The 20,392-nt window shown below is 74.5% G+C and carries 16 protein-coding genes; 6 read left to right on the forward strand and 10 right to left on the reverse strand.

Features of this window, described 5'->3' with window-relative positions:
- Positions 1–51 precede the first annotated feature (51 nt).
- Complete coding sequence (locus CP977_RS04475) at positions 52–768, reverse strand: VOC family protein (RefSeq protein WP_062757729.1); 717 nt, start codon at positions 766–768, stop codon at positions 52–54.
- 149 nt (positions 769–917) lie between these two features.
- Positions 918–1,667, reverse strand: a complete 750-nt coding sequence (locus CP977_RS04480) for a hypothetical protein (protein WP_152369651.1) — start codon at positions 1,665–1,667, stop codon at positions 918–920.
- Positions 1,668–1,999: 332 nt separating this feature from the next.
- On the opposite strand from CP977_RS04480, the gene CP977_RS04485 reads away from it, so the two are divergent.
- On the forward strand, positions 2,000–2,614 hold the full coding sequence (locus tag CP977_RS04485; protein ID WP_109186492.1) for a thioredoxin domain-containing protein: 615 nt from the start codon (positions 2,000–2,002) through the stop codon (positions 2,612–2,614).
- Between the two features lie 103 nt (positions 2,615–2,717).
- Here CP977_RS04485 and CP977_RS34730 read toward each other — a convergent pair whose 3' ends face one another.
- The gene (locus tag CP977_RS34730) at positions 2,718–2,906 is read right to left on the reverse strand and encodes a hypothetical protein (protein ID WP_229991538.1); all 189 of its coding nucleotides are present in this window, start codon (positions 2,904–2,906) and stop codon (positions 2,718–2,720) included.
- Between the two features lie 678 nt (positions 2,907–3,584).
- Here CP977_RS34730 and CP977_RS04495 point away from each other — a divergent pair.
- A complete protein-coding gene (locus CP977_RS04495) occupies positions 3,585–4,952 on the forward strand; it encodes an MFS transporter (RefSeq protein ID WP_152369652.1) in 1,368 nt (455 codons plus the stop codon).
- Positions 4,953–5,019: 67 nt separating this feature from the next.
- On the opposite strand, the gene CP977_RS04500 is transcribed toward CP977_RS04495, so the two are convergent.
- The 6 genes from CP977_RS04500 to CP977_RS04530 form a co-directional block, all read right to left on the reverse strand.
- Positions 5,020–6,912 (reverse strand): helix-turn-helix domain-containing protein, encoded by a 1,893-nt coding sequence (locus CP977_RS04500; protein WP_109186494.1) that lies wholly within the window; start codon positions 6,910–6,912, stop codon positions 5,020–5,022.
- A gap of 67 nt (positions 6,913–6,979) precedes the next feature.
- Positions 6,980–7,807 (reverse strand): 3-hydroxybutyrate dehydrogenase, encoded by an 828-nt coding sequence (locus CP977_RS04505; RefSeq protein ID WP_062757779.1) that lies wholly within the window; start codon positions 7,805–7,807, stop codon positions 6,980–6,982.
- 55 nt (positions 7,808–7,862) lie between these two features.
- Positions 7,863–8,345: an NUDIX hydrolase gene (locus CP977_RS04510; RefSeq protein WP_109186495.1), complete on the reverse strand. Its 483-nt coding sequence runs from the start codon at positions 8,343–8,345 to the stop codon at positions 7,863–7,865.
- A gap of 107 nt (positions 8,346–8,452) precedes the next feature.
- Positions 8,453–10,357, reverse strand: a complete 1,905-nt coding sequence (gene lnt / locus CP977_RS34735; protein ID WP_222987561.1) for an apolipoprotein N-acyltransferase — start codon at positions 10,355–10,357, stop codon at positions 8,453–8,455.
- A 167-nt stretch (positions 10,358–10,524) separates the two neighbouring features.
- A complete protein-coding gene (locus CP977_RS04525; protein ID WP_062757783.1) occupies positions 10,525–11,091 on the reverse strand; it encodes a hypothetical protein in 567 nt (188 codons plus the stop codon).
- A gap of 62 nt (positions 11,092–11,153) precedes the next feature.
- A complete protein-coding gene (locus CP977_RS04530; RefSeq protein ID WP_162603115.1) occupies positions 11,154–11,951 on the reverse strand; it encodes a glutamate racemase in 798 nt (265 codons plus the stop codon).
- 58 nt (positions 11,952–12,009) lie between these two features.
- On the opposite strand from CP977_RS04530, the gene CP977_RS04535 reads away from it, so the two are divergent.
- The 4 genes from CP977_RS04535 (at position 12,010) to CP977_RS04550 (ending at position 17,871) form a co-directional block, all read left to right on the forward strand.
- Positions 12,010–13,398, forward strand: a complete 1,389-nt coding sequence (locus CP977_RS04535; RefSeq protein ID WP_229991537.1) for a glycosyltransferase — start codon at positions 12,010–12,012, stop codon at positions 13,396–13,398.
- A gap of 430 nt (positions 13,399–13,828) precedes the next feature.
- Entirely contained in the window at positions 13,829–14,332 is a 504-nt protein-coding gene (locus tag CP977_RS04540; protein ID WP_062759224.1) for a DUF6643 family protein, read from the forward strand.
- 66 nt (positions 14,333–14,398) lie between these two features.
- A complete protein-coding gene (locus CP977_RS04545; protein WP_109186498.1) occupies positions 14,399–15,223 on the forward strand; it encodes an MOSC domain-containing protein in 825 nt (274 codons plus the stop codon).
- 230 nt (positions 15,224–15,453) lie between these two features.
- Positions 15,454–17,871, forward strand: coding sequence for a right-handed parallel beta-helix repeat-containing protein (locus CP977_RS04550; RefSeq protein ID WP_152369654.1), 2,418 nt, complete (start codon positions 15,454–15,456; stop codon positions 17,869–17,871).
- On the opposite strand, the gene CP977_RS04555 is transcribed toward CP977_RS04550, so the two are convergent.
- Positions 17,841–20,306, reverse strand: coding sequence for a hypothetical protein (locus CP977_RS04555; RefSeq protein ID WP_152369655.1), 2,466 nt, complete (start codon positions 20,304–20,306; stop codon positions 17,841–17,843). The genes CP977_RS04550 and CP977_RS04555 overlap by 31 nt on opposite strands.
- Positions 20,307–20,392: the final 86 nt, after the last annotated feature.

The following is a 20,392-nucleotide window of genomic DNA, read 5'->3' on the forward strand; positions in this document are numbered from 1 at the left end:
GCGGTCCGGGGCGGCGCGGGACCGCCGACGGGGCCTTCGTGCGGAGAACCGCTAGCGGGCCCTCCGTACGGAGAACTCGTTGCCGTCGGGGTCGAGCATCGTCACCCGGTCGTCGTCGCCCTCTTCGGCGCGCGTCGCGCCGAGGGACACCAAGCGGTCGAGTTCCGCCTCCCCGTCGGCTCCGGCGGGGAGCTCCAGCTCGAAGTACAACCTGTTCACACCCGTCTTCGGGGCCACCGGAGGGCCACCCCACGTGATCTTCGTACCGCCGTCCGGCGACTGGATCGCTGTCTCCTCGTCCTGGTCCCAGACCAGCGGCCACCTCAGCGCCTCGCTCCAGAAGTACCCGACCGCCCGGGTGCCGTCGCAGGCCAGTGCTCCGATGGAGCCGGTGTCGGCGAGGAACTTGTTGCCCGCCTCGATGACGCAGAACTCGTTGCCGTCCGGATCGGCGAGCACCACGTGCCCCTCCTCCGGGAGTTGGCCCACGTCGAGGTGTTCCCCGCCGAGCTCCAGCGCCCTGGCCACCGTCCGCCGCTGGTGTTCCGGGGAGTCGCTCGTCAGGTCGAAGTGCGCCCGGTTCCTGCCGGGCCCGGGCTGCGGGCCCGGCAGGAAGCGGATGCGGAATCCGCGGGCGTCGGGAGGCAGGATCGCGACGCCGTCGTCCGGGCCGCCGTCCGGCTCCCAGCCCAGGAGCCCGGACCAGAACCGCGCCAGCTCCGGCGGCCTGGTCGCGTAGAAGCAGATCGCGAACAGTCGACTGGTCATACCCCGTACGTCTCCGATCCCCTGACGGCCGGCACGGCACCCCGCCGCGCCCGCGGGCGCAGCCTAGGGCGGTCGCGCGGAACGCGCACCCGGGTTTCCGCCGCACCGGAGCCTTGTCTTCCCGACCGCCGCCACGGGGCGGGACGCGGTCAGCCGTTCGCGGCGACGGTCTTGGGGTCGACCACCTCACCGGCCGGCGGCTGCTCCACCTCGACCTTCTCGTTGTAGTCGCTGAACAGCGTCTCGCCGGGCTGCTCGCCGCCCTCGGAGACGGCCTTGAGGATGTAGGGGTCGCCCTCGGTGGCGACGTACAGGGTCAGCTTCTCGCCGTCGGCCTGCTGCTTGGTGAGCGTCAGGGCGTCCTCGCCGTCGACCTCGGTGACGGCACCGCGCCGCATGCCGTCGCGTTCGGACTTGTCGCTGTCCATGGCGGCCAGGAGCGCCTGCTTGTCGCACATGCCCTGGGTGGACTTGTCGCCGGGCTCGCTCTTGACCCACTTGCCCTGGAGCCGGTCGACGACGGTGTCCGTGCCGGGCCGGCCCTGCAGGGCGTTCTGCCAGAACCGTTCGTTGCCCCGGACGTAGACGTTCTGCCCGGCCTGCCGGACGTCGGCCTTCGCGTCGTTCATCGACAGCGTGCCGAGACAGTTGTCCTTCTCGTCGACCCGGAACTCCGTCTTCACGGCCGCTGGCGCGCCCTGCGCCCGCGAAGTTCCGGTGATCCGCACGGAGTCGGCGTCACGGGTCGCCTTCACGGCCTCGGCCGCGATGGCGTCGGCGCTCTGCCCGGCGAAGGCCTCGTCCGAGTCGCCGTCCCCGCAGCCGGTGAGAGCGGTGGCACCCGCGCAGACCAGTGCCGCGGCGAGAACGGCGTTCTTCCTCAGGATGCGTGCGGCCATGACGTCCCCTTTCTCTGCGGAAAATCGAATTCCGCTTCGCCCGGTTCGATTGTCGTGCGGCTTCGCGTACCCGCCTTTTCTGAGAAGAACGGAAATAATCCGGACATCGTTTTCGGCCACATGCTCCGGGGCGGTGTCCGAGACCACGTCCGGGCCGGTGTCCGAATCCACGTACGCCGGACGCCCTCCCCACCCGGCCAACCACCCCTCACACCAAGCCCCTTGCCCCCCGCGTACGACCCCTGCGCGCGACCCGTACGGCAGCCGCCGCGCGTCCGCTCGCCGGGGGCGCTCCTTTTGCGCGGGCGGCGCGGCGGGCGCAGTCTGACCGCATGACCTCTGACACCTCCGGCGGGGCGACGCCCGTTCCCGCGCACACCTCGGGCCCCGGCAACACCGTCGTGCTCTACGGCGACGAGGGCGCCGCGCACGTGCTCGGCGTGTACCTGGACCCGCGCTGCCCGTACTGCAAGCGGATGGAGAACGGGCTGGGCACGGTGATCCGGGAGGCGGCCGACGCGGGGCGCTTCCGGGTGGAGTACCACTTCGCGACGTTCCTCGACGACGCCGGCGGCAGCGGGTCGCTGCACGCCCTGGCCGCGCTGGGGGCGGCGCTGGACGAGGGGAGCGGGCCGTTCGCGCTCTACCTGAGGCTGCTCTACGCCGAGCAGCCGCCCGAGGGAGAGGACGGCTTCGCCGACGAGGAGACGCTGCTGAAGCCGGCCGGGGAGGTGCCGGGGCTGGCCACCGAGGCGTTCACGCGCAAGGTGTCCGAGGGTGTCTACCTGCCCTGGGCGCGCACCGTCTCCGCCGCCTTCGAGCGCACCGGGGTCGAGGCGACGCCGACCGTGCTCGCCGACGGCGACCCGGTCGCGGTGCTCGGCCCGGGAGGCTACGCGGTGACGCCGGAGGCGTTCTTCGCTCAACTGTCCGAACGCTGGGGGTGAGGCGGAGGCGGCCGGGGAGACCCGCTGCCGGCCGGGGCACCCGTTCGGCGGAACGCCCCGGTCACGGGCCTCGGGAAGTCACGCCACCTGACCAGCGAAAGGTTCAGTAGCGGCGGAGGCGGGCCTCGGATCCGTCGATGCGCACCACGCAGTCCTTGAAGAGCCGCAACGGAGGCTGCCGGCCGCCGGCCGGAGCCAGTGTGAGCCCCAGGTCCCGCAACGGCTCGGCCGGGGCGACGGGCCTGATCCCGTCCGGGTCGGGGCCACCGGAGGCCGTCCACGCTTCGAACAACGGCCTCACGCTCTCCCAGCCCGGCCCCGGGGTGAAACGCGCCAGGGAGAAGGGCTGGTCACAGCCGTACTCACCGAGCTCACCGATCAGGAATTCTCCCCGCAAGAGCCGCCACCGCGTCAACGGGTGTTCCCCTCCCCCACCCTCTGACCGAGTTCGCGTCATCGCAGCGCGCAACTCCCTGGCCAAGCACTCCATGCTGAAGTGATCAGTTATGCGCATGTCGATTCCAGAGGCGAGGCGGCCCTTGGCGCAGGAGACCGCGCCAAGAACCGGAAGGACTGTCCGGCGGCCGGGATCACGGAGCGGTCCCGACCCGGCCCGCCCCCCGGTGCCCCCAGCCAACACGGCCGACAGGAGCGGGACCATGCGGTTCCACCGGCAGAAGTGCCGCCTCGCGTACTTCTGCCGGTGACTCCGACGGCGGCCACTGGACGAGGCCGGGCGCGCTCGGGGGGGAGCGACCGCGCCGATCTGCCCGAGTGACCTCAAGGTCCCTCTCGCCGACAGGAACACCGGCTCGGTGAATGTGCACAAGGCCCGCCCGGGGCTCTCATGGCGGCCGAGCGCACTTGGTCGGCCTGAACTATGGTGTCCCACCACATACGCCCCTGACCTGCCACTTCCTACGGTGTGGCGACACCGAAACGTCCCCGCCCTTGCCTGGAAGTGGTGCACATGGCCGCCGCAACACCCTCCCCGACGCCACCCAACTCCCTCAAGAGAATCGTCGCCGCCAGCCTCATCGGCACCACCATCGAGTGGTACGACTTCTTCCTGTACGGGTCCGCCGCGGCGCTCGTGTTCAACAAGCTGTTCTTCCCCGAGTCCGATCCGCTGGTGGGAACCCTGCTGTCGTTCCTGACGTACGCGGTCGGGTTCGCCGCGCGGCCGCTCGGGGCGCTGGTGTTCGGGCACTACGGCGACCGGCTCGGGCGGAAGAAGCTGCTGGTGCTCAGCCTGCTCCTGATGGGCGGGGCGACGTTCGCCATCGGGCTGCTGCCGACGCACGCGACCATCGGGTCCGCCGCGCCCGTGCTGCTGACCGTGCTGCGGCTCGTGCAGGGCTTCGCGCTCGGCGGGGAGTGGGGCGGGGCCGTGCTGCTCGTGTCCGAGCACGGGGACGCGAAACGGCGCGGGTTCTGGGCCTCGTGGCCGCAGACCGGCGCGCCCGCCGGGCAGTTGCTCGCCACCGGCGTGCTCTCCGCGCTGACCGCGCTGCTCTCGGACGCCGCCTTCGCCTCCTGGGGCTGGCGCATCCCGTTCCTGCTCTCCGGCGTCCTCGTGATCGTCGGCCTGTGGATCCGGCTCTCCGTCGACGAGTCGCCCGTCTTCAAGGCCGCGCTCGCCGCCGCCGAGGAGCGCAAGGCGACCGCCGGACAGGTCGAGAAGATGCCGCTCGTGGCGGTGCTGCGCCACCACTGGCGGGACGTGCTCATCGCGATGGGCGCCCGCATGGCGGAGAACATCTCGTACTACGTGATCACCGCGTTCATCCTGGTGTACGCGACCACGCAGGTCGGGCTCTCCAAGCAGACCGCCCTGAACGCCGTCCTCATCGGCTCCGCCGTCCACTTCGCCGTGATCCCCCTGTGGGGCGCGCTGTCCGACCGGCTCGGGCGCCGGCCGGTGTACCTGATCGGCGCGGTGGGCGTCGGGGCCTGGATGTTCCCGTTCTTCACGCTCATCGACCGGGGCACCTTCGGCAGCCTGCTGCTCGCCGTCACGGTCGGCCTGGTCCTGCACGGGGCGATGTACGCGCCTCAGGCCGCCTTCTTCTCCGAGATGTTCGCGACCCGGATGCGCTATTCCGGCGCCTCCATCGGCGCCCAGTTCTCCTCCGTCGCCGCCGGCGCCCCCGCCCCGCTCATCGCGACCGCGCTGCTCGCCGACCACGGCACCTCGACCCCGATCTCCCTGTACGTGATCGCCGCCGCGCTGCTCACGGTCGTCGCGATCGTCTGTGCCCGCGAGACCCGCGACAGCGACCTCGGCGACGTCGCCGAGCGGGCCCCCGAGGACTCCCGGGTCCGCGCCGACACCTGATCCGCAGGACGCACGAAGGCCCCGGGCCCCGCTCTCCGTGAGCGGGGCCCGGGGCCTTTCCCGTACATCACTTCCCTCCGACCGCGTCCGAGAGGGCGTGCAGCCGCAGCGCCAGCTGGATCTCCAGGGCGCGCGCCGGGGACTGCCAGTCGGGGCCGAGGAGCCGGCCGATCCGCTCCAGGCGCTGGGCCACCGTGTTGACGTGGACGTGGAGTTCGTCCTTGGTACGGGCGGGGCTCATGCCGCTCGCGAAGTACGCGTCCAGGGTGCGGACCAGTTCGGTGCCGCGCCGCCGGTCGTAGGCGACGACCTGGCCGACGGTACGGTCGACGAAGCCGCCGATGTCCCGTCTTTCGGCGAGCAGCAGGCCGAGGAAGCCCAGGTCCTCGGCGGCGGCGCCCTGGCCGGAGCGGTGCAGGAGCCGCAGGGCGTCGAGGCAGCGGCGGGCCTCCTCGTACGCGACCGCCACCCGGTCCGGGTGGTCCAGGGGCGCCCGTACGGGGGCCGAGGCGCCGACGGTGACCTCTTCGCGCAGGGTGCCGCCGAGGCTCTTCGCGGTCTGCCGGGCGAGGTCGGCGGCGGTCTCGCCGGGGCCGAGCGGCAGCAGCAGGACCGTACCGCCGTCGCGCGCGGAGGCCAGCCCTCGGCGGGTGGCGGCCAGGTGGGAGGCGGCCGACCACAGGCGCTGCCGGTCGGCACTCTCGCGGCGGCCGGCGTCGGTGTCGCCGTCCCCGGCGGGCCGGTCGACGCGGGCGGCGAGCACGACGTGCGGGGCCTCGCTGTCGGTACGGAGCCGGGCGGCGCGCTCGCGCAGCAGGCGGCGGTCCCGGTCGGGGGCGTCGAGCAGGTCGTCGAGGAGTTCGCCCCGTACCCGCTGCTCGGCCTCGCCCGCCGAGCGGCGGGCGAGCAGCAGCAGGGAGGTGACCAGGGCGGCGCGCTCCAGGGTGCGCTGGTCGACGGGGTCGAGGTCGGGCCGGCCGTGCAGGACGAGGGTGCCCAGGGCCTCGCCGCCGGCGGAGACCGCGGCGACCCAGTCGTCCCCCTCGCGGACCGCGTGGCCCCCGGCGCGGCGCGCGGTGCCCGCGCCCGCCTCGGTGAACTCGACGGTCCCGCCGAGGACTTCGGAGACGGCGCGGGCCACGTCGTGGACGCCGCCGCCGTGCAGGACCAGCTCGGAGAGGCGGTCGTGGACCTCGGAGGCCCGCTCGATGACGCCGCTGTGCTCGCGGATGATGTCGTTGGCCCGCTCCAGCTCCGCGAGGGCCGAGCGGGTCTCGGCGAGGAGGTTGGCCGTGTCGATGGCGACGGCGGCGTGCGCGGCGAAGGAGCAGAGCAGCGCGACCTGCTCGCGTTCGAAGACCCTGGCCCTGCGGTCGGCGGCGAACAGCACCCCGATGACCTGGCTGCCGAGGCTGAGCGGCACCCCGAGGATGGCGACGAGGCCCTCGTCCCGTACCGCCGTGTCGATGGTGCGGGTGTGCTGGAAGCGCGCGTCGCCGAAGTAGTCGTCCGTGACGTACGGGCGGGCGGTCTGGGCGACGAGGCCGCCGAGCCCCTCGCCCATGCCCAGCCGCACCTGCTGGAAGCGGGCGGAGACGGAGCCCTCGGTGACCCGCATGTACGTGTCGCCGGCGGCCGGGTCGTTGAGGCTGAGGTAGGCGACCTCGGTGCCGAGGAGCGAGCGGGCGCGCTGGACGATGGCGCGCAGGACGGCGTCGAGGTCGCGGAGTCCCGCGAGGTCGTGGGCGGTGGCGAAGAGCGCGGACAGCTCCGCCTCGCGCCGCCGCCGTCCCTCCAGCTCGGCCCGGACCCGCAGGGCGAGCTGCTTGGCCTCTTCAAGCTCGGCCAGCGCCTCGGGGCCCGCACCGCTCGCGCGGGCGAGCAGTACGGGCCGGTCGTAGGCCTCCGGCGCGGCTCCCCGGGCGAGGAGTTCCAGGTAGGAGACGTGTTCGTGGGACATGGACACAGGGATACCTGCCGTACGTGTGGTCGCACCACCCCTGTGGACGACCTTCACAGGGGCACCTTCAGTGGGCGGTCCAGCCGCCGTCGAGGGTGAGGGAGGTGCCGGTGATGAACGAGGCCTGGGGGGCGCAGAGGTAGAGGACGGCCTCGGCGACCTCGTCGGGCTCGATGAGCCGCTTGAGCGCCGAGTCCTTGAGCAGGACGTCCGCGAGGACCCGCTCGGGCGGGATGCCGTGGGCGGCGGCCTGGTCGGCGATCTGGCGTTCGACGAGCGGGGTGCGGACGTAGCCGGGGTTGACGCAGTTGGAGGTGACCCCGTGCGGGGCGCCTTCGAGGGCGGCGGTCTTGGACAGGCCCTCCAGACCGTGTTTGGCGGCCACATAGGCGGACTTGAAGGCGGAGGCGCGCAGCCCGTGGACGGAGGAGATGTTCACGATCCGTCCCCAGCCCTGCCCGTACATGTGCGGGAGGGCGCCCCGGATAAGGCGGAACGGGGCCTCCAGCATCACCGTGAGGACGGTGTGGAAGACGTCCGGCGGGAACTCCTCGATGGGGCGGACGAGCTGGAGCCCGGCGTTGTTGACGAGGATGTCCGCGCCGGCGGCGGCCGTCTCCGCGGCGTCCAGGTCGGTCAGGTCGAGGAGGCGCGGTTCCAGCTCCCCGGGGAGCCCGGAGGCCTCTCCGGCCAGGGCCTCCAGGCCCTCGGCGGCCCGGTCGACGGCTCTGACCCGGGCCCCGGCGGCGGCCAGCCGCAGCGCGCAGGCGCGTCCGATGCCGCCGGCCGCGCCGGTGACGAGCGCGGTGCGGCCGGTGAGGTCGAGGGCGAGTCCGGCCGCGCGGGGCAGGGGTGCGGCGAGGTCGGTACCGGGGGCGGTGACGGGAGCGCTCATGCTCCGCACCCTATGAACGCCCCTCCCCCCCACCGATGTGCGTCGGGCCCATAGTTCAGCCGGTTGCTGTGGTGCGGAACCATGTGGGGTCGTCGGCGAGCGCCTTCTCGATCCGCAGGAGGGAGAAACGCTTCATCTCCGGCAGGTCGTCCACGTCGAACCAGCCGACCTCGGTGGACTCGTCGTCGTTGACGCGGGCCTCCCCGCCGACGGCCCGGCAGCGGAAGGTCACGTCCATGAACTGGCACTGGTCGCCGTTGGCGTAGACGACGGGCCTGCGGAGGGTCTCGACGAGCACGACCCGCTCGGCCTCGCAGCGCACGGCGGTCTCCTCGTACACCTCGCGGACCGCGCAGTCGGCGGGCTGCTCGCCCGGCTCGACGATGCCGCCGATGATCGCCCAGCTCCCGTTGTCGGCGCGCCGGCCGAGCAGCACCCGGCCCCGGTCGTCGAAGACGACGGCGCTCACGCCGGGCAGGAAGAGCAGCTGGTGACCGGCCGTCTCGCGCAGGGTGCGGATGAAGTCAGGAGTAGCCATGGGCCGACCCTAGATCATGTACGGGCGCCTCCGACCGGCCCGCCGTCACCGGCGCCCGGTACCGCCCTGGCCCCGGCACCGATCCGGTCCGGCCCGGTCGCCCCGGCTCACTCCGTCCGCGTGCGGCGGGCCCGTACGGAGCGGAGTGCCGACCAGCCGAGGCCGGCGGCGGCGAGCGCCGCGAGCAGGGCCTCGGGGAGGGTGCCCATGCGGGTCGCGGGGGTCTGCGAGGAGCGCAGCGGCACCTCCTCGACCAGGACGTCCGGGGTGAACATCCTCGTCTGCGCGACGACCTCGCCGTCGGGGCGGATGATCGCGCTGACCCCGCTGGTGACGGGCACGACGACCGCCCGGCTGTGCTCGACGGCGCGCACCCGGGACATCGCGAGCTGCTGGTAGGTCATCTCGCTGCGGCCGAAGGTGGCGTTGTTGCTGGGGACGGTGATGAGCTGCGCGCCGTGGGTGACGGTGTCGCGCACGGCCCAGTCGAAGGCCGCCTCGTAGCAGGTGGCGAGGCCGACCTTCGTCCCCGCGAGGTCGAAGACGCCGATCTTGTTTCCGGGGCCGAAGTCGCGGCTCACCCGGTCCACGTTGCTGTTGAAGATCCGGACGAGGGGCCGCATCGGGATGTACTCGCCGAAGGGCTGGACGTGCCGCTTGTCGTACGTGGCGACCGGGCCGCGTCCGGGCTCCCACTGGATGAGGGTGTTGCGGAGCTTGCCGGTCTCGGGGGCGACGACCGCGCCGATCACGGTGGGCGCGCCGATCGCGCGGACGGCCTCGTCGATGACGTCGGCGGCGTCGGCGTTCGCGTACGGGTCGATGTCCGAGGAGTTCTCGGGCCACAGGACGAAGTCGGGCTGCGGCTCGCGCTTCTCCTCGACGGCCTGGGCCAGCTCGCGGGTGCGGGCGGCGTGGTTGTCGAGGACGGCCCGGCGCTGGGCGTTGAAGTCGAGGCCGAGGCGGGGGACGTTGCCCTGGATCGCGGCGACGGTCGCGGTGCCGTCCTCGGCGGAGTCGTCCACGAGCGGCAGCGCGGCGAGCGCGCCGGTGACCGGGACGAGCACGGCGAGCGCGGCGGCGACGAGCGGACCGCGGGGGACGGCACCGATACGGGACGGGGCGCCGCCGGTGCCGGCCCGGCCGGCGGTGGTGCCGGTACGGGGCGGTGCGGTGCCGGTCTCGACGTCGGTGGCGGTACGGGGCGGGGCGGCGTCGGTGGCGGGCGAGGTGCCGTCGGGGGCGTCCGGGGCGGAAGCGCCCGCGGCGGTGGCGCCGGAAGCGGAGGCGTCGGAAGCGGCGGAGAAGGTGCCCGGAGTAGCGGTGCCGGAAGCGGCGGCAGGGGCGCCCGGAGTCGAGGACCCCGGAGCGGTGGCCGGGCCCCCGGAGGCGCCCAGGGCGCATCGGGCGCGGGCCAGGCGGGCCGCCTCGTACAGGCCGAAGCCGCAGAGGGCGACGGCGAAGCCGAGCAGGGGGGTGCCGCCGACGGCGGCGAGCGGCAGGAAGAGGCCGTCGGCCTGGCCGAAGGCGATCTTGCCCCAGGGGAAGCCGCCGAAGGGCACGCGCGCGCGTGCCCCCTCCGCGAGGATCCACACCCCGGCGGCGAAGAAGGGCCACCACGGGAGCCGGGAGACGGCCGCGATGCCGAGGCCCGCCGCGGCGACGAAGAGCGCCTCGACGGCGGCGAGCGCGAGCCACGGGACGGGGCCGACCTCCTCGCCGGTCCACACGAGGAGCGGGAGCAGGAAGCCGAGCCCGGCCAGGTACCCGAGGCCGAAGCCGGCGCGCAGCCGGCGGCCCCGCAGGGCCCAGCCGAGCAGGGCGAAGGCGGGCGGCGCGAGCCACCACAGGGGGCGCGGCGGGAAGCTCAGGTAGAGCACGAAGCCGGACAGCAGGGCCGCCGCGGGCCGCGCGAACCGCCGGAGCCGGTGGGCCGGCGCGGGTGCGGTGTCGGTTTCGGACGCGTCCACGGGAGTGTCGGAGGCGTCGACGGGGGTGGTGGTGGCGCTCACCCTGCGGAGTCTACGGGGCGCCCCTGTCGGGCGGGCGTCCGGTGCGGCCCGGCACGTACCCCTCCGACCGGCTCGCGACCTGCTCGGACGCGGCCTCCCGGGGAGGCGGAACGCCCGCCTCCGGAGGCGGGCCCCGTCGGGCCTCCGCCCGCCGGTCCCCCGCTCCGTCAGGCTCCCGTCGCCGCGGGCGGGCCCGGCGGGGTGAGGCGGCGCAGGCGGTCGCGGATGACGCGGACGGCAGACTCGGCGCCGTCGACGGTGACCGTGAAGGTGTGCCCGTCGTCCAGGCGCAGGACCAGCCCCTCGCCCCGCCGGACGATCACGGCCGTGCCCTTCTCGGGGCGCCAGCGGTAGCCCCAGCCGCCCCAGTGGCGCGGGGTGACGCTCGGGGCGAAGTCGGCGCCGACGACGTGGGAGAGCGGGATGCGGCGGCGCGGCAGGCCGATGTGGCCGCAGCGGACCTCCATGGCCCGGTCGTCGACCTTCACGGCCACGTGGACGAAGGCGAGGGTGCCGAAGAGGACGAGCAGTCCGACCGTGACGCAGCCGATCACCGCCATGAGGAGGGCCGCGACGCCCGAGGTCCACTGCAGCCGGACGGCGAGGGCGATTCCCAGGGCCACGCAGGCGGCACCGGCCACGGCGGCCACCCACTGGAAGCGGTTGGTCGCGCGACCGGTCCAGACGTCGGGCGTCCGTTCGTCGGCGCGATGATTCCGGGAATATTCCCTCATATCGGAAAGAATACCCAGTTTCGATCCGGGCAGCGCGCCGGAAAGAAACGTTTCCGTCACGCTCAGTGAGCTGACGCGGTCTCCGTGAGGCCGCGGCCCTCGGCGTAGGCGAGGGCGGCGGCGGGGAGTCGGCCGGGGCGTCCGCTGAGGAGGACGGAGAGGGTCCCGGTGGGGGCGGCGCCGGGGGCGGGCTCGGCGCCGATCCGCCGCAGCGCCTGGGCGGCGACGGCGTCGGCGGAGCCGTGGAAGACGAGGGACGGGAGGTCGTCCGCCCGGCCGCGCGCCTCCAGGGCGGCGAGGATGCGCTCCTCGACCAGCTCGTAGTGGGTGCAGCCGAGGACGACGGCGCGGACGTCGGCCGGGGTGAGGACGGCCGCGGCGGCGACGGCCCGGTCCACGGCCTCCTGGTCCGCGTGCTCCACGGCGTCCGCGAGGCCCGGGCAGGGCACCTCGGTGACCTCGGCGTCCCCGGCGAAGTCACGGATGAGGCCGCGCTGGTAGGCGCTGCCGGTGGTGGCCGGGGTGGCCCAGATGGCGATCTTGCCGCCCCCCGCGGCGGCGGGCTTGATCGCGGGCACGGTGCCGATGACGGGGATGTCCGGTTCGAGGGCGGCGCGCAGGGCGGGCAGGGCGTGCACGGTGGCGGTGTTGCAGGCCACGATCAGCGCCCGCGGGCGGTGCTCGGCGGCGGCGAGCGCGACGGCGAGGGCCCGTCCGGTGAGGTCCTCGGGGGTGCGCGGTCCCCACGGCATGCCGTCGGGATCGTTGGAGAGGAGGAGATCCGCGTCCGGCCGGAGCCGGCGCACCGCGGCCGCCGCCGGGAGGAGGCCGATTCCGGAGTCCATGAGCGCGATCTTCACCCGGTCACCCTAGCCGATGAGCCCTGCGTACCCCGCGTTCTGGGGCAGACTGCCGCGAATGGACACCCTTGCCTGGCTCGCGTTCGCCTCCCTGGCCGCCTGGGCGTGGCTGCTGCTCGGCCAGGGGTTCTTCTGGCGCACGGACCAGAGGCTGCCGCCGCCGACGCGCGGCATGGGGCACCCGCGGGGGGAACCGCTCGGGGAGCCGGGCGCTCCCATCGGGGGGCACGTACGCGAGGAGCCGGCCGGGAAGCCGGACACCTCCGCCGGCCGACACGCGCGCGAGGAGCCGACCGAGGGACCGAGCGCCCCCAGCGACGGGCACGTACCCGAGGAGGCAGCCGGGAAGCCGGACGCCCCCACCGTCAGGCACGCGCGCGAAGAGCCGACCGCGTGGCCGCGTGTGGTGGTCGTCGTGCCCGCGCGGGACGAGGCCGGGGTGTTGCCGCTGAGCCTGCCGTCGCTGCTCGCGCAGGACTATCCGGGGGTCGCGGAGGTGGTCCTCGTCGACGACGGCAGCACGGACGGCACGGGAGCGCTCGCCGTCGAGCTGGCCAGCCGGTGCGGCGGACTGCCGCTGACCGTGGCGTCGCCGGGCGAGCCGGAGCCGGGCTGGACGGGGAAGCTGTGGGCGCTGCGGCACGGCATGGCGCTGGCACGCGCGCGTGGACCGGAGTTCCTGCTCCTGACGGACGCGGACATCGCCCATGAGCCGGACAGCCTGCGCCTCCTCGTGTCGGCGGCGATGGAAAACGACCTGGACCTGGTGTCGCAGATGGCCCGGCTGCGGGTCGAGAGCATGTGGGAGCGCCTGGTCGTGCCGGCGTTCGTCTACTTCTTCGCGCAGCTCTACCCCTTCCGCTGGATCAACCGGGCACGACCCCGGGCAACGGCGGCCGCGGGCGGCTGCGTGCTGCTGCGGACGGAGACGGCGGTGGCGGCGGGGGTGCCGGAGTCGATCCGGCAGGCGGTGATCGACGACGTGTCGCTGGCGCGGGCGGTGCGGCGGGCCGGCGGGCGGATCTGGCTGGGCCTCGCGGAGCGGGTCGACAGCGTCCGTCCGTATCCGGGGCTCGGCGAGCTGTGGCGGATGGTGGCCCGGAGCGCGTACGCGCAGCTCCGGCACAGTCCACTGCTGCTCCTGGGGACGGTCGCGGGGCTCGTGGTCGTCTATCTGGTGCCGCCGGTGGCCCTGGTGGCGGGTGCGGCGACCGGAAACGCGCCGGCGGCCTGGGCGGGAGGCGCGGCCTGGGCGGCGATGGCGGGGTCGTACGTGCCGATGCTCCGCCACTACCGGCAGCCGCTGTGGCTCGCCCCGCTGTTGCCGTTCACCGCGTTCCTCTATCTGCTGATGACGGTGGACTCGGCGGTGCAACACCACCGGGGCCGGGGCGCGGCGTGGAAGGGGCGGACGTACGCGCGCCCGGAGGCGGCGCCGGACCGGTGAACGCGCGTGCCCACCAGGGGCCTTGGGGGAAATGGCATTTTCGATACGGGCGGTAGCGATTTCCCTTACGGGGAGTAGTGCCGTCAATTCGGCGCGTGCGCATCACCCTCCGGACACCGGATTGACGCCGAATCAGGGCACCCGAGGGGCGGTCAATCAAGGGCGTCCAATCATGCCCATGATCAGCCCCCGCACCTTCCCGGCACTTTTTCTTTATGTGCTCTTCATGCCGGGGGGGACCGCGCGACGCCACCGGGCCCCGACCCGCCGGTAACCCCCTCCGAACTCGGCTTTTACGTGATCTTGAGACAAGAGGGCGTCCGTTTTTGTCACGTTCGCTCGGATTGCGGATCCAAGGCTCCACGAAGCCCGTCAAACAACCTTCTATTCGGTCTCCCCAAGCAGCACATCGTGGGCTTAACTTATGGCCATGACCTCCCCCCGCTCCTCCTATGGAGGCGGTTACCACACCGCGCCGTCCTTCCCGGACACCCCGATCTACGACTCCCTGGTCGCGGAGCGGGGCACGCCTCAGATCGCCCCGATCCGAGTGCCCGCCGCCTACGACACCGGCAGCAGCTTCCCCACCGGTGGAAGCGGCTCCTACCTGCCGGCGCTCTCCTCGGCGCTGCCCGCCCTCCCGGCGGCGCCCACCCCTCAGCCCGCCCCCGCCTACAACGGCGGTTACGGCTACCCGCAGCCCTCGCCGCAGATGGCCCCCGTGCCCCTGCAGCAGGCCCCGGCCCCGTACATCCCGCAGCAGCCGTCGGCCCCGCGCGGCTACCCGGGCGGTCCGTACCCGCAGCAGCAGCCCCGTCCGGCGGCCGCCGGCTACGAGGCGATGCGTCCGGCGGCGCCCCGGCCCGCTCCGGTCCCGGCGCCCGCTCCGTACGCCGACCCGTACAACCGCCCTTACCAGGGCGGGGGTTACTGACCGGCCCGGCGAACAGCCCCGTAAATCGGCGGGCTCCCCGGCCGGGGCGGCTGGCAGGATGACTCCATGTCCACTCCCGCGCTCCGCTCCGTCCACGTCCACCCGGTGAAGGCCATGCGCGCGCTGACCCTCCCGGAGGCCGAGGTGCAGCCCTGGGGGCTGGCCGGGGACCGCCGCTGGACCGTCGTCGACGCGGCGGGCAGGGTCGTGACCCAGCGCCGTCACCCCCGGACGGCGCTGGCCACCGCCGAACGGCTTCCCGGCGGCGGGATCGTCCTGTCCGCACCGGGGCACCCGCCGCTGACGGTCGAGGTACCGCACCCCTCGGCCACCGTCACGGTGGACGTGTTCGACAAGCCCGTGGAGGCGGTCCCGGCCGGACCCGACGCGGCCGCGTGGCTCTCGGCGTTCCTGGAGGGCGACTTCCGGCTCATCCACATGGACGCGCCCGAGCACCGGCGCCCGGTGGACCCCGTGTACGCGCTGCCCGGCGAGACGGTGAGTTTCGCGGACGCCTATCCGCTGCTCGTCACCACCACCGCCTCGCTCGACGCCCTCAACTCCCTGATCGCCCTGGGCGACCGGGCCGAGGAGGGCCCCCTGCCGATGAGCCGGTTCCGGCCGAATCTCGTCGTCGAGGGGACCGAGCCCTGGGCGGAGGACGCCTGGACCCGGATCGGCGTCGGAGAGGTCACCTTCCGGGTCGCCCGGGCCTCCGGGCGGTGCGTCGTCACCACGACCGACCAACTCACGGGCGCGCGCGGCAAGGAGCCGCTGCGGACCCTCGCCCGGCACCGGCAGCGCGACGGGCGGCTCGTCTTCGGGCAGAACCTCGTCCCCGAACACCCCGGCACGGTCCGGGTCGGCGACGCCGTCGAGATCCTGGACTGACCCTTTCTCCGGGCGGGGCTCGCGTCGCCCCCACCGGCGCCGGAAGCTGACCGGGTCCGACCGGTCCCGACCGCTCCGGACCGGCCCGGACCGGCGGTGACGCACCCCGGGCACCAGGTGCGTTCCCGGTGCGGACGGGGGTACGCGACCCGTCAACCCCACGCCGCCGCGCGCGCTACGGTGGGGCATCGGATCAGCGGCGAGGCATGAGGCGGGGGCAGGACACACCCATGGCACAGGGCACGGTCCAGGTGACGCACACCGGCACATCGCGGTGGCGGCGCCGCACGGGTGAGTACCCCTCCCTCGCCGCCGCCCTGGAGGCCGCGGGCGACGGGGACGTGCTCACCGTCGCCCCGGGGACCTACCGGGAGAACCTGGTGGTGCGGCGGGCCGTCACCCTGCGCGGCCCCGAGGGCGGGGCGGGACCGGTCCGGATCGCGCCCCCGGACGGCGTGCCGCTGACCGTGCGCGCCTCCGCCGTCCTCCAGGACCTGCACGTCGAGGGCCAGGACGTGGCCGCGCCCGCGCTGCTCGTCGAGGAGGGCACGCCCGAGCTGCTCGACCTGCGGATCATGACCCGCTCGGCCGCCGGGATCGAGGTGCGGGGCGCCGCCCGGCCCACGGTCCGCCGCTGCACCGTCGACAACGCGGCCGGGATCGGCATCGCCGTACTGGACGGCGCGGGCGGGGTGTTCGAGGAGTGCGAGGTGGTGTCCGCCGGGCAGGCGGGCGTCTCGGTGCGGGGCGGCGCGCACCCGCGCCTGGAGCGCTGCCGGGTGCACCACGCCTCCGGCGCCGGGATCGCCGTCACCGGCGAGGGCAGCGCGCTGGAGGGCGTGGGCTGCGAGGTGTACGAGATCAAGGGCGCCGGTCTCCAGATCGCGTCCCGTGCCACCGCCCACCTCACGGACTCCTCGGTGCACCGCACGTCGGCGGACGGCATCACCCTCGACACCGACGCCGTCCTCACCCTCGCCGACTGCGACATCCACGACGTCCCGGAGAACGCGGTGGACCTGCGCTCGCGCTCGGTCCTGACGCTCACCCGGTCGACCGTCCGCCGCTTCGGCCGCAACGGCCTGTCGGTGTGGGACCCGGGGACCCGGGTGGACGCCGACCAGTGCGAGATCCACGACAGCACGGGCGACTACCCGGCGGTGTGGGTGAGCGACGGGGCGACCGCCGTCCTGGACGCCTGCCGGGTGCACGACGTGCCGGACGCGCTGTTCGTCCTCGACCGGGGCTCGCGCGTGGACGTGGTCGACAGCGACCTGTCCCAGGTGCGGAACACGGCGGTGTCGGTGAGCGACGGGGCGACCGCCCAGCTCGACGACTGCCGCATCCGGGAGGCGTCCACGGGCGCCTGGTTCCGGGACCACGGCAGCGGCGGCACCCTGGCCGGCTGCACCATCGACTCCGTGCAGACCGGGGTCATCGTCACCAAGGGCGCCGACCCCGCGATCGAGCGGTGCACGGTCACCTCGCCCGCCGAGGCCGGCTTCTACGTGTCGGCGGAGGGCCGGGGCACCTTCCAGGGCTGCCGGGTGACGGGCAGCGGAGGGTACGGCTTCCACGTCACGGACGGCTGCCGGACGACCCTGCGCAAGTGCCGTACGGAGCGGTGCGCGCGCGGCGGTTACGAGTTCCCGGAGGAGGGCGCGGTCGCCGAGGAGTGCACCAGCGACGAGAGCGCGGTCCGCTCCTCCGTCCCCGACTCCTCCCCCGCCGGCGGCGGTGCGGTCCTGACGGAGACGCGGACGGCCGGGCTGCTCGGCACCGTACCGGCGTCCCGGCCCCCGGCGGCGGCCCCGGCGCCGGAGCCCGCCCCGGAGGCCCGCTCCTCGCAGGACGTGCTGGGCGAGCTGGACGCCCTGGTGGGCCTGGAGAGCGTCAAGCACGAGGTGCGGACCCTCACCAACATGATCGAGGTGGGACGCAGGCGCCAGGAGGCCGGGCTCAAGGCGGCCTCGGTCCGCCGCCACCTGGTCTTCACGGGCAACCCGGGCACGGGCAAGACGACGGTGGCCCGGCTGTACGGCGAGATCCTGGCCTCGCTCGGGGTCCTGGAGCGCGGGCACCTGGTGGAGGTGTCCCGGGTGGACCTGGTCGGCGAGCACATCGGCTCGACGGCGATCCGCACCCAGGAGGCCTTCGACCGGGCGCGCGGCGGGGTGCTGTTCGTGGACGAGGCGTACGCGCTGTCCCCGGAGGACTCGGGCCGCGACTTCGGGCGCGAGGCGATCGACACGCTGGTGAAGCTGATGGAGGACCACCGGGACGCGGTGGTGGTGATCGTCGCCGGGTACACGGCGGAGATGCAGCGGTTCCTCACCGTGAACCCGGGGGTGGCCTCGCGCTTCTCACGGACCATCACGTTCGGCGACTACGAGCCGGAGGAGCTGCTGCGGATCGTGGGGCAGCAGGCGGACGAGCACGAGTACCGGCTCGCCCCGGGCACGGACGAGGCGCTGCTCGCCTACTTCGCGAAGCTGCCCAAGGGTCCGGCCTTCGGCAACGGGCGCACGGCGCGGCAGACCTTCGAGTCGATGGTGGAGCGGCACGCGGGGCGGGTCGCCGCGCTCGACGAGCCGAGCACGGACGACCTGACCCTGCTCTATCCGGACGACCTGCCCGAGCTGCCCTGATCCATCCCCTCCCGGCCGGAGGCGTCCTCCTCGGGAGCCGTCGGATCGCAGGTCCCCGGCCCTGAGGACGCCTTCCCTGAGGGTGCCTTCCCGGAGGGCTCCGGCGGTTCCCCGGTCCCGCGCTGCCGGGGGACGGCGGGCGGGAGGCGGTCGAGGAGGCCGGTGCGGCAGTGGGAGAAGCCCGGGTCGGCCTGGTAGTCGGAGTGGCCCAGGATCGGTTCGGGCAGCGGGTGGTCGCGGGTGCGTCCGTAGGCGACCGGGTCGAGCAGGACCGGCTCGTCCACGGCGGGCCGCCCGTCCTCGCCGGCGACCCGGACGGGCCCGCCGATCGGGTCGGTGGCGCGGTAGAGGTTGCTCCAGCAGTACACCGTGCGGTTCAGGGAGTCCAGCGCCTCGGGGCCGAAGTAGGCCGGGAACCAGCGTCCGTAGAGCCGCTCCAGGGGTGAGCCGTAGGTGAGCAGGGCGACCCGGCGGCGGGTGGCCTGCTCGAGCTGCCAGACGGCGGCCGCGGCGAGGACGCTGCCCTGGGAGTGCCCGGAGATGACGAGCCGGCCGCCGGTGCGCCGGGTCCAGGAGCTCATCCGCCAGGTGAGGTCGGGGACCGCGCGCTCGGCGTAGCAGGGCGGGGCGAAGGGATGGGCGGCGCGGGGCCAGAAGGTGCCGACGTCCCAGAGGATGCCGATGGTGCGGCGGGCGGAGGGGTCCCGGTAGGCGCGCCGGCCCCAGGTGACGAAGAGCAGGAAGCCGAAGCCGATCATCCAGGAGCCGAGGGCCTGGGTGGCGGAGGCCAGGGCGGCGACGGCGGGGTGGGCGCCGTCGAAGGCCCGGCCGGGCACGTTCCCGCTGGCCCAGGCGCCGGCGACGGAGGCGGCCCCGAGGAGCAGGGTGGCGCCGGAGACGACGCCGACGAGGACGGGCGCGGAGTCGGTGAGCCCGGCCCGGGCCCGGACGGTCGCGATCCGTCCCGTACGGACCGGGTCGCGCTCGTCGCCGGCCCCGTAGTCGGCCTCGACCTCGGGGCGCAGGCGCCGGGCGGCGAGCACGGTCCGCGCGACGAGGAGGGCAGCGGGCACGGCGAGGAGCAGGAGGAGGACGGGGATGACGGACGCCTGCCAGCTGAGCAGGACGGGCGGGCTTATCCGGGGTCCCGGGTCGCCCATGCCGGGGGTGGCCGGTCCGTCGAGCCAGTCGGCGACGCGCTGGGCGACGCCGCCGGACATGACCCCGCCGAGGGCGCAGGCGAGCATGGCGACGGCGGGTCCGCCGAGTCCGTACAGGGCGGTGCGGGGGTCGCGGCGGGGGCGCTGGAGGAGGAGGGCGACCGCGCCGAGGGCGACGACGAGGGCGCCCTGGGCGACGGTGAGGGCGGTGAAGACGGCGTCGCCGGGGAGGGTGCCGGAGGAGGTCCAGCCGGGGCGGGACCAGCCCGCGTAGAGGGCGGCGGCGGCGAGCAGGGCGAGGGAGGCGCCGGGCAGCCAGGAGACCAGGGCGCGTTCGAGCCGCAGGTCGAGGTGGTTCTCGCTGCGCCCGCGCCGGCAGACGACCCAGAGGAGGACGACGGCGAAGGCGGCGACGGCGGCCTGGAGGGTCCGGCCGAGGACGGCCCCGGTCCCGGGGGCGGCGGTGTCGTGGCGGGCGGCGGCCGTGACGAGGGCGGCGGCGACGGTGAGGAACCCGGCGGCGGTGTGGGCGGCCCTGAGCCGGGCGACGAGGCGGCGGCCGTACCAGAAGCCGGGGCGGCCGAGGGCGGCGCGGGGTCCGGCGGGGCCGGGGACGTCCTGCGGTTCCGCCGGGGTGTCGTGTCCGGTGGGCGGGCGCTGGGCCTCGTACGCGCTCCAGGTCCGGTTGGACAGGTACCAGAGCAGGCCGACGAGGGCGGTCGGGACGAGGGCGGCGACGGCGAGGCGGCGGCCGGGCGCGGACCACCAGCCGCCGCGCTCGGCGGAGAGGAAGCCCAGCCAGGAGGCGGAGTCGACGCAGGCGGGGGCGGCGGCGCACTGCCAGGCCGTCAGGTCGAGCGCGACCTCGCAGACGGCGGCGGTGAGCAGCACGGTGAGGGTGAGGGCGACGAGGCGGACGAGGACCCCGTAGAGCCGGGCGAGCCGGTGGCCGCTCGGGGCGGGCGGACGCATCCAGTGCGCGAGGTTGGCGACCATGAAGGGCAGGAGCAGCAGCCATAACGCGCGGGTGCCGTCTCCGGAGGTGAGGTTGGACCAGCAGTACGCCTCCGGGACCGGGCGCCCGGCGTACCGCTCGGGATGGTCCTCGGCGTCGGCGTCCTCGGTCCGCCGGTACACGGCGGCGGTCCGGTCCCCGGTGATCCGTACGGTCCTGGGGTCGTCGAGCATGTCCTGGGGGGTGGCGCCGCCGACTCCGTGGACGAGGAGTTCGAGCGCCGCGTCCCCGCTCTCCGGGGCGGGTGTGGCAGGGGACACTGGGGCGGCTCCCTCATGGGGTGGGAAGATGCGACGTCGGAGACAGGATCGCGGACGGTCGTGCGGCCGCGCACGGTCCCTCACCG

The organism is Streptomyces cinereoruber, assembly GCF_009299385.1.
GTDB lineage: Bacteria > Actinomycetota > Actinomycetes > Streptomycetales > Streptomycetaceae > Streptomyces > Streptomyces bikiniensis.

Coding starts and splice junctions, on each gene's coding strand:
- CP977_RS04475 (WP_062757729.1), bottom strand. CDS start 768: ATGACCAGTCGACTGTTCGCGATCTGCTTCTACGCGACCAGGCCGCCG.
- CP977_RS04480 (WP_152369651.1), bottom strand. CDS start 1,667: ATGGCCGCACGCATCCTGAGGAAGAACGCCGTTCTCGCCGCGGCACTG.
- CP977_RS04485 (WP_109186492.1), top strand. CDS start 2,000: ATGACCTCTGACACCTCCGGCGGGGCGACGCCCGTTCCCGCGCACACC.
- CP977_RS04495 (WP_152369652.1), top strand. CDS start 3,585: ATGGCCGCCGCAACACCCTCCCCGACGCCACCCAACTCCCTCAAGAGA.
- CP977_RS04500 (WP_109186494.1), bottom strand. CDS start 6,912: ATGTCCCACGAACACGTCTCCTACCTGGAACTCCTCGCCCGGGGAGCC.
- CP977_RS04505 (WP_062757779.1), bottom strand. CDS start 7,807: ATGAGCGCTCCCGTCACCGCCCCCGGTACCGACCTCGCCGCACCCCTG.
- CP977_RS04510 (WP_109186495.1), bottom strand. CDS start 8,345: ATGGCTACTCCTGACTTCATCCGCACCCTGCGCGAGACGGCCGGTCAC.
- CP977_RS04525 (WP_062757783.1), bottom strand. CDS start 11,091: ATGAGGGAATATTCCCGGAATCATCGCGCCGACGAACGGACGCCCGAC.
- CP977_RS04535 (WP_229991537.1), top strand. CDS start 12,010: ATGGACACCCTTGCCTGGCTCGCGTTCGCCTCCCTGGCCGCCTGGGCG.
- CP977_RS04540 (WP_062759224.1), top strand. CDS start 13,829: ATGACCTCCCCCCGCTCCTCCTATGGAGGCGGTTACCACACCGCGCCG.
- CP977_RS04545 (WP_109186498.1), top strand. CDS start 14,399: ATGTCCACTCCCGCGCTCCGCTCCGTCCACGTCCACCCGGTGAAGGCC.
- CP977_RS04550 (WP_152369654.1), top strand. CDS start 15,454: ATGGCACAGGGCACGGTCCAGGTGACGCACACCGGCACATCGCGGTGG.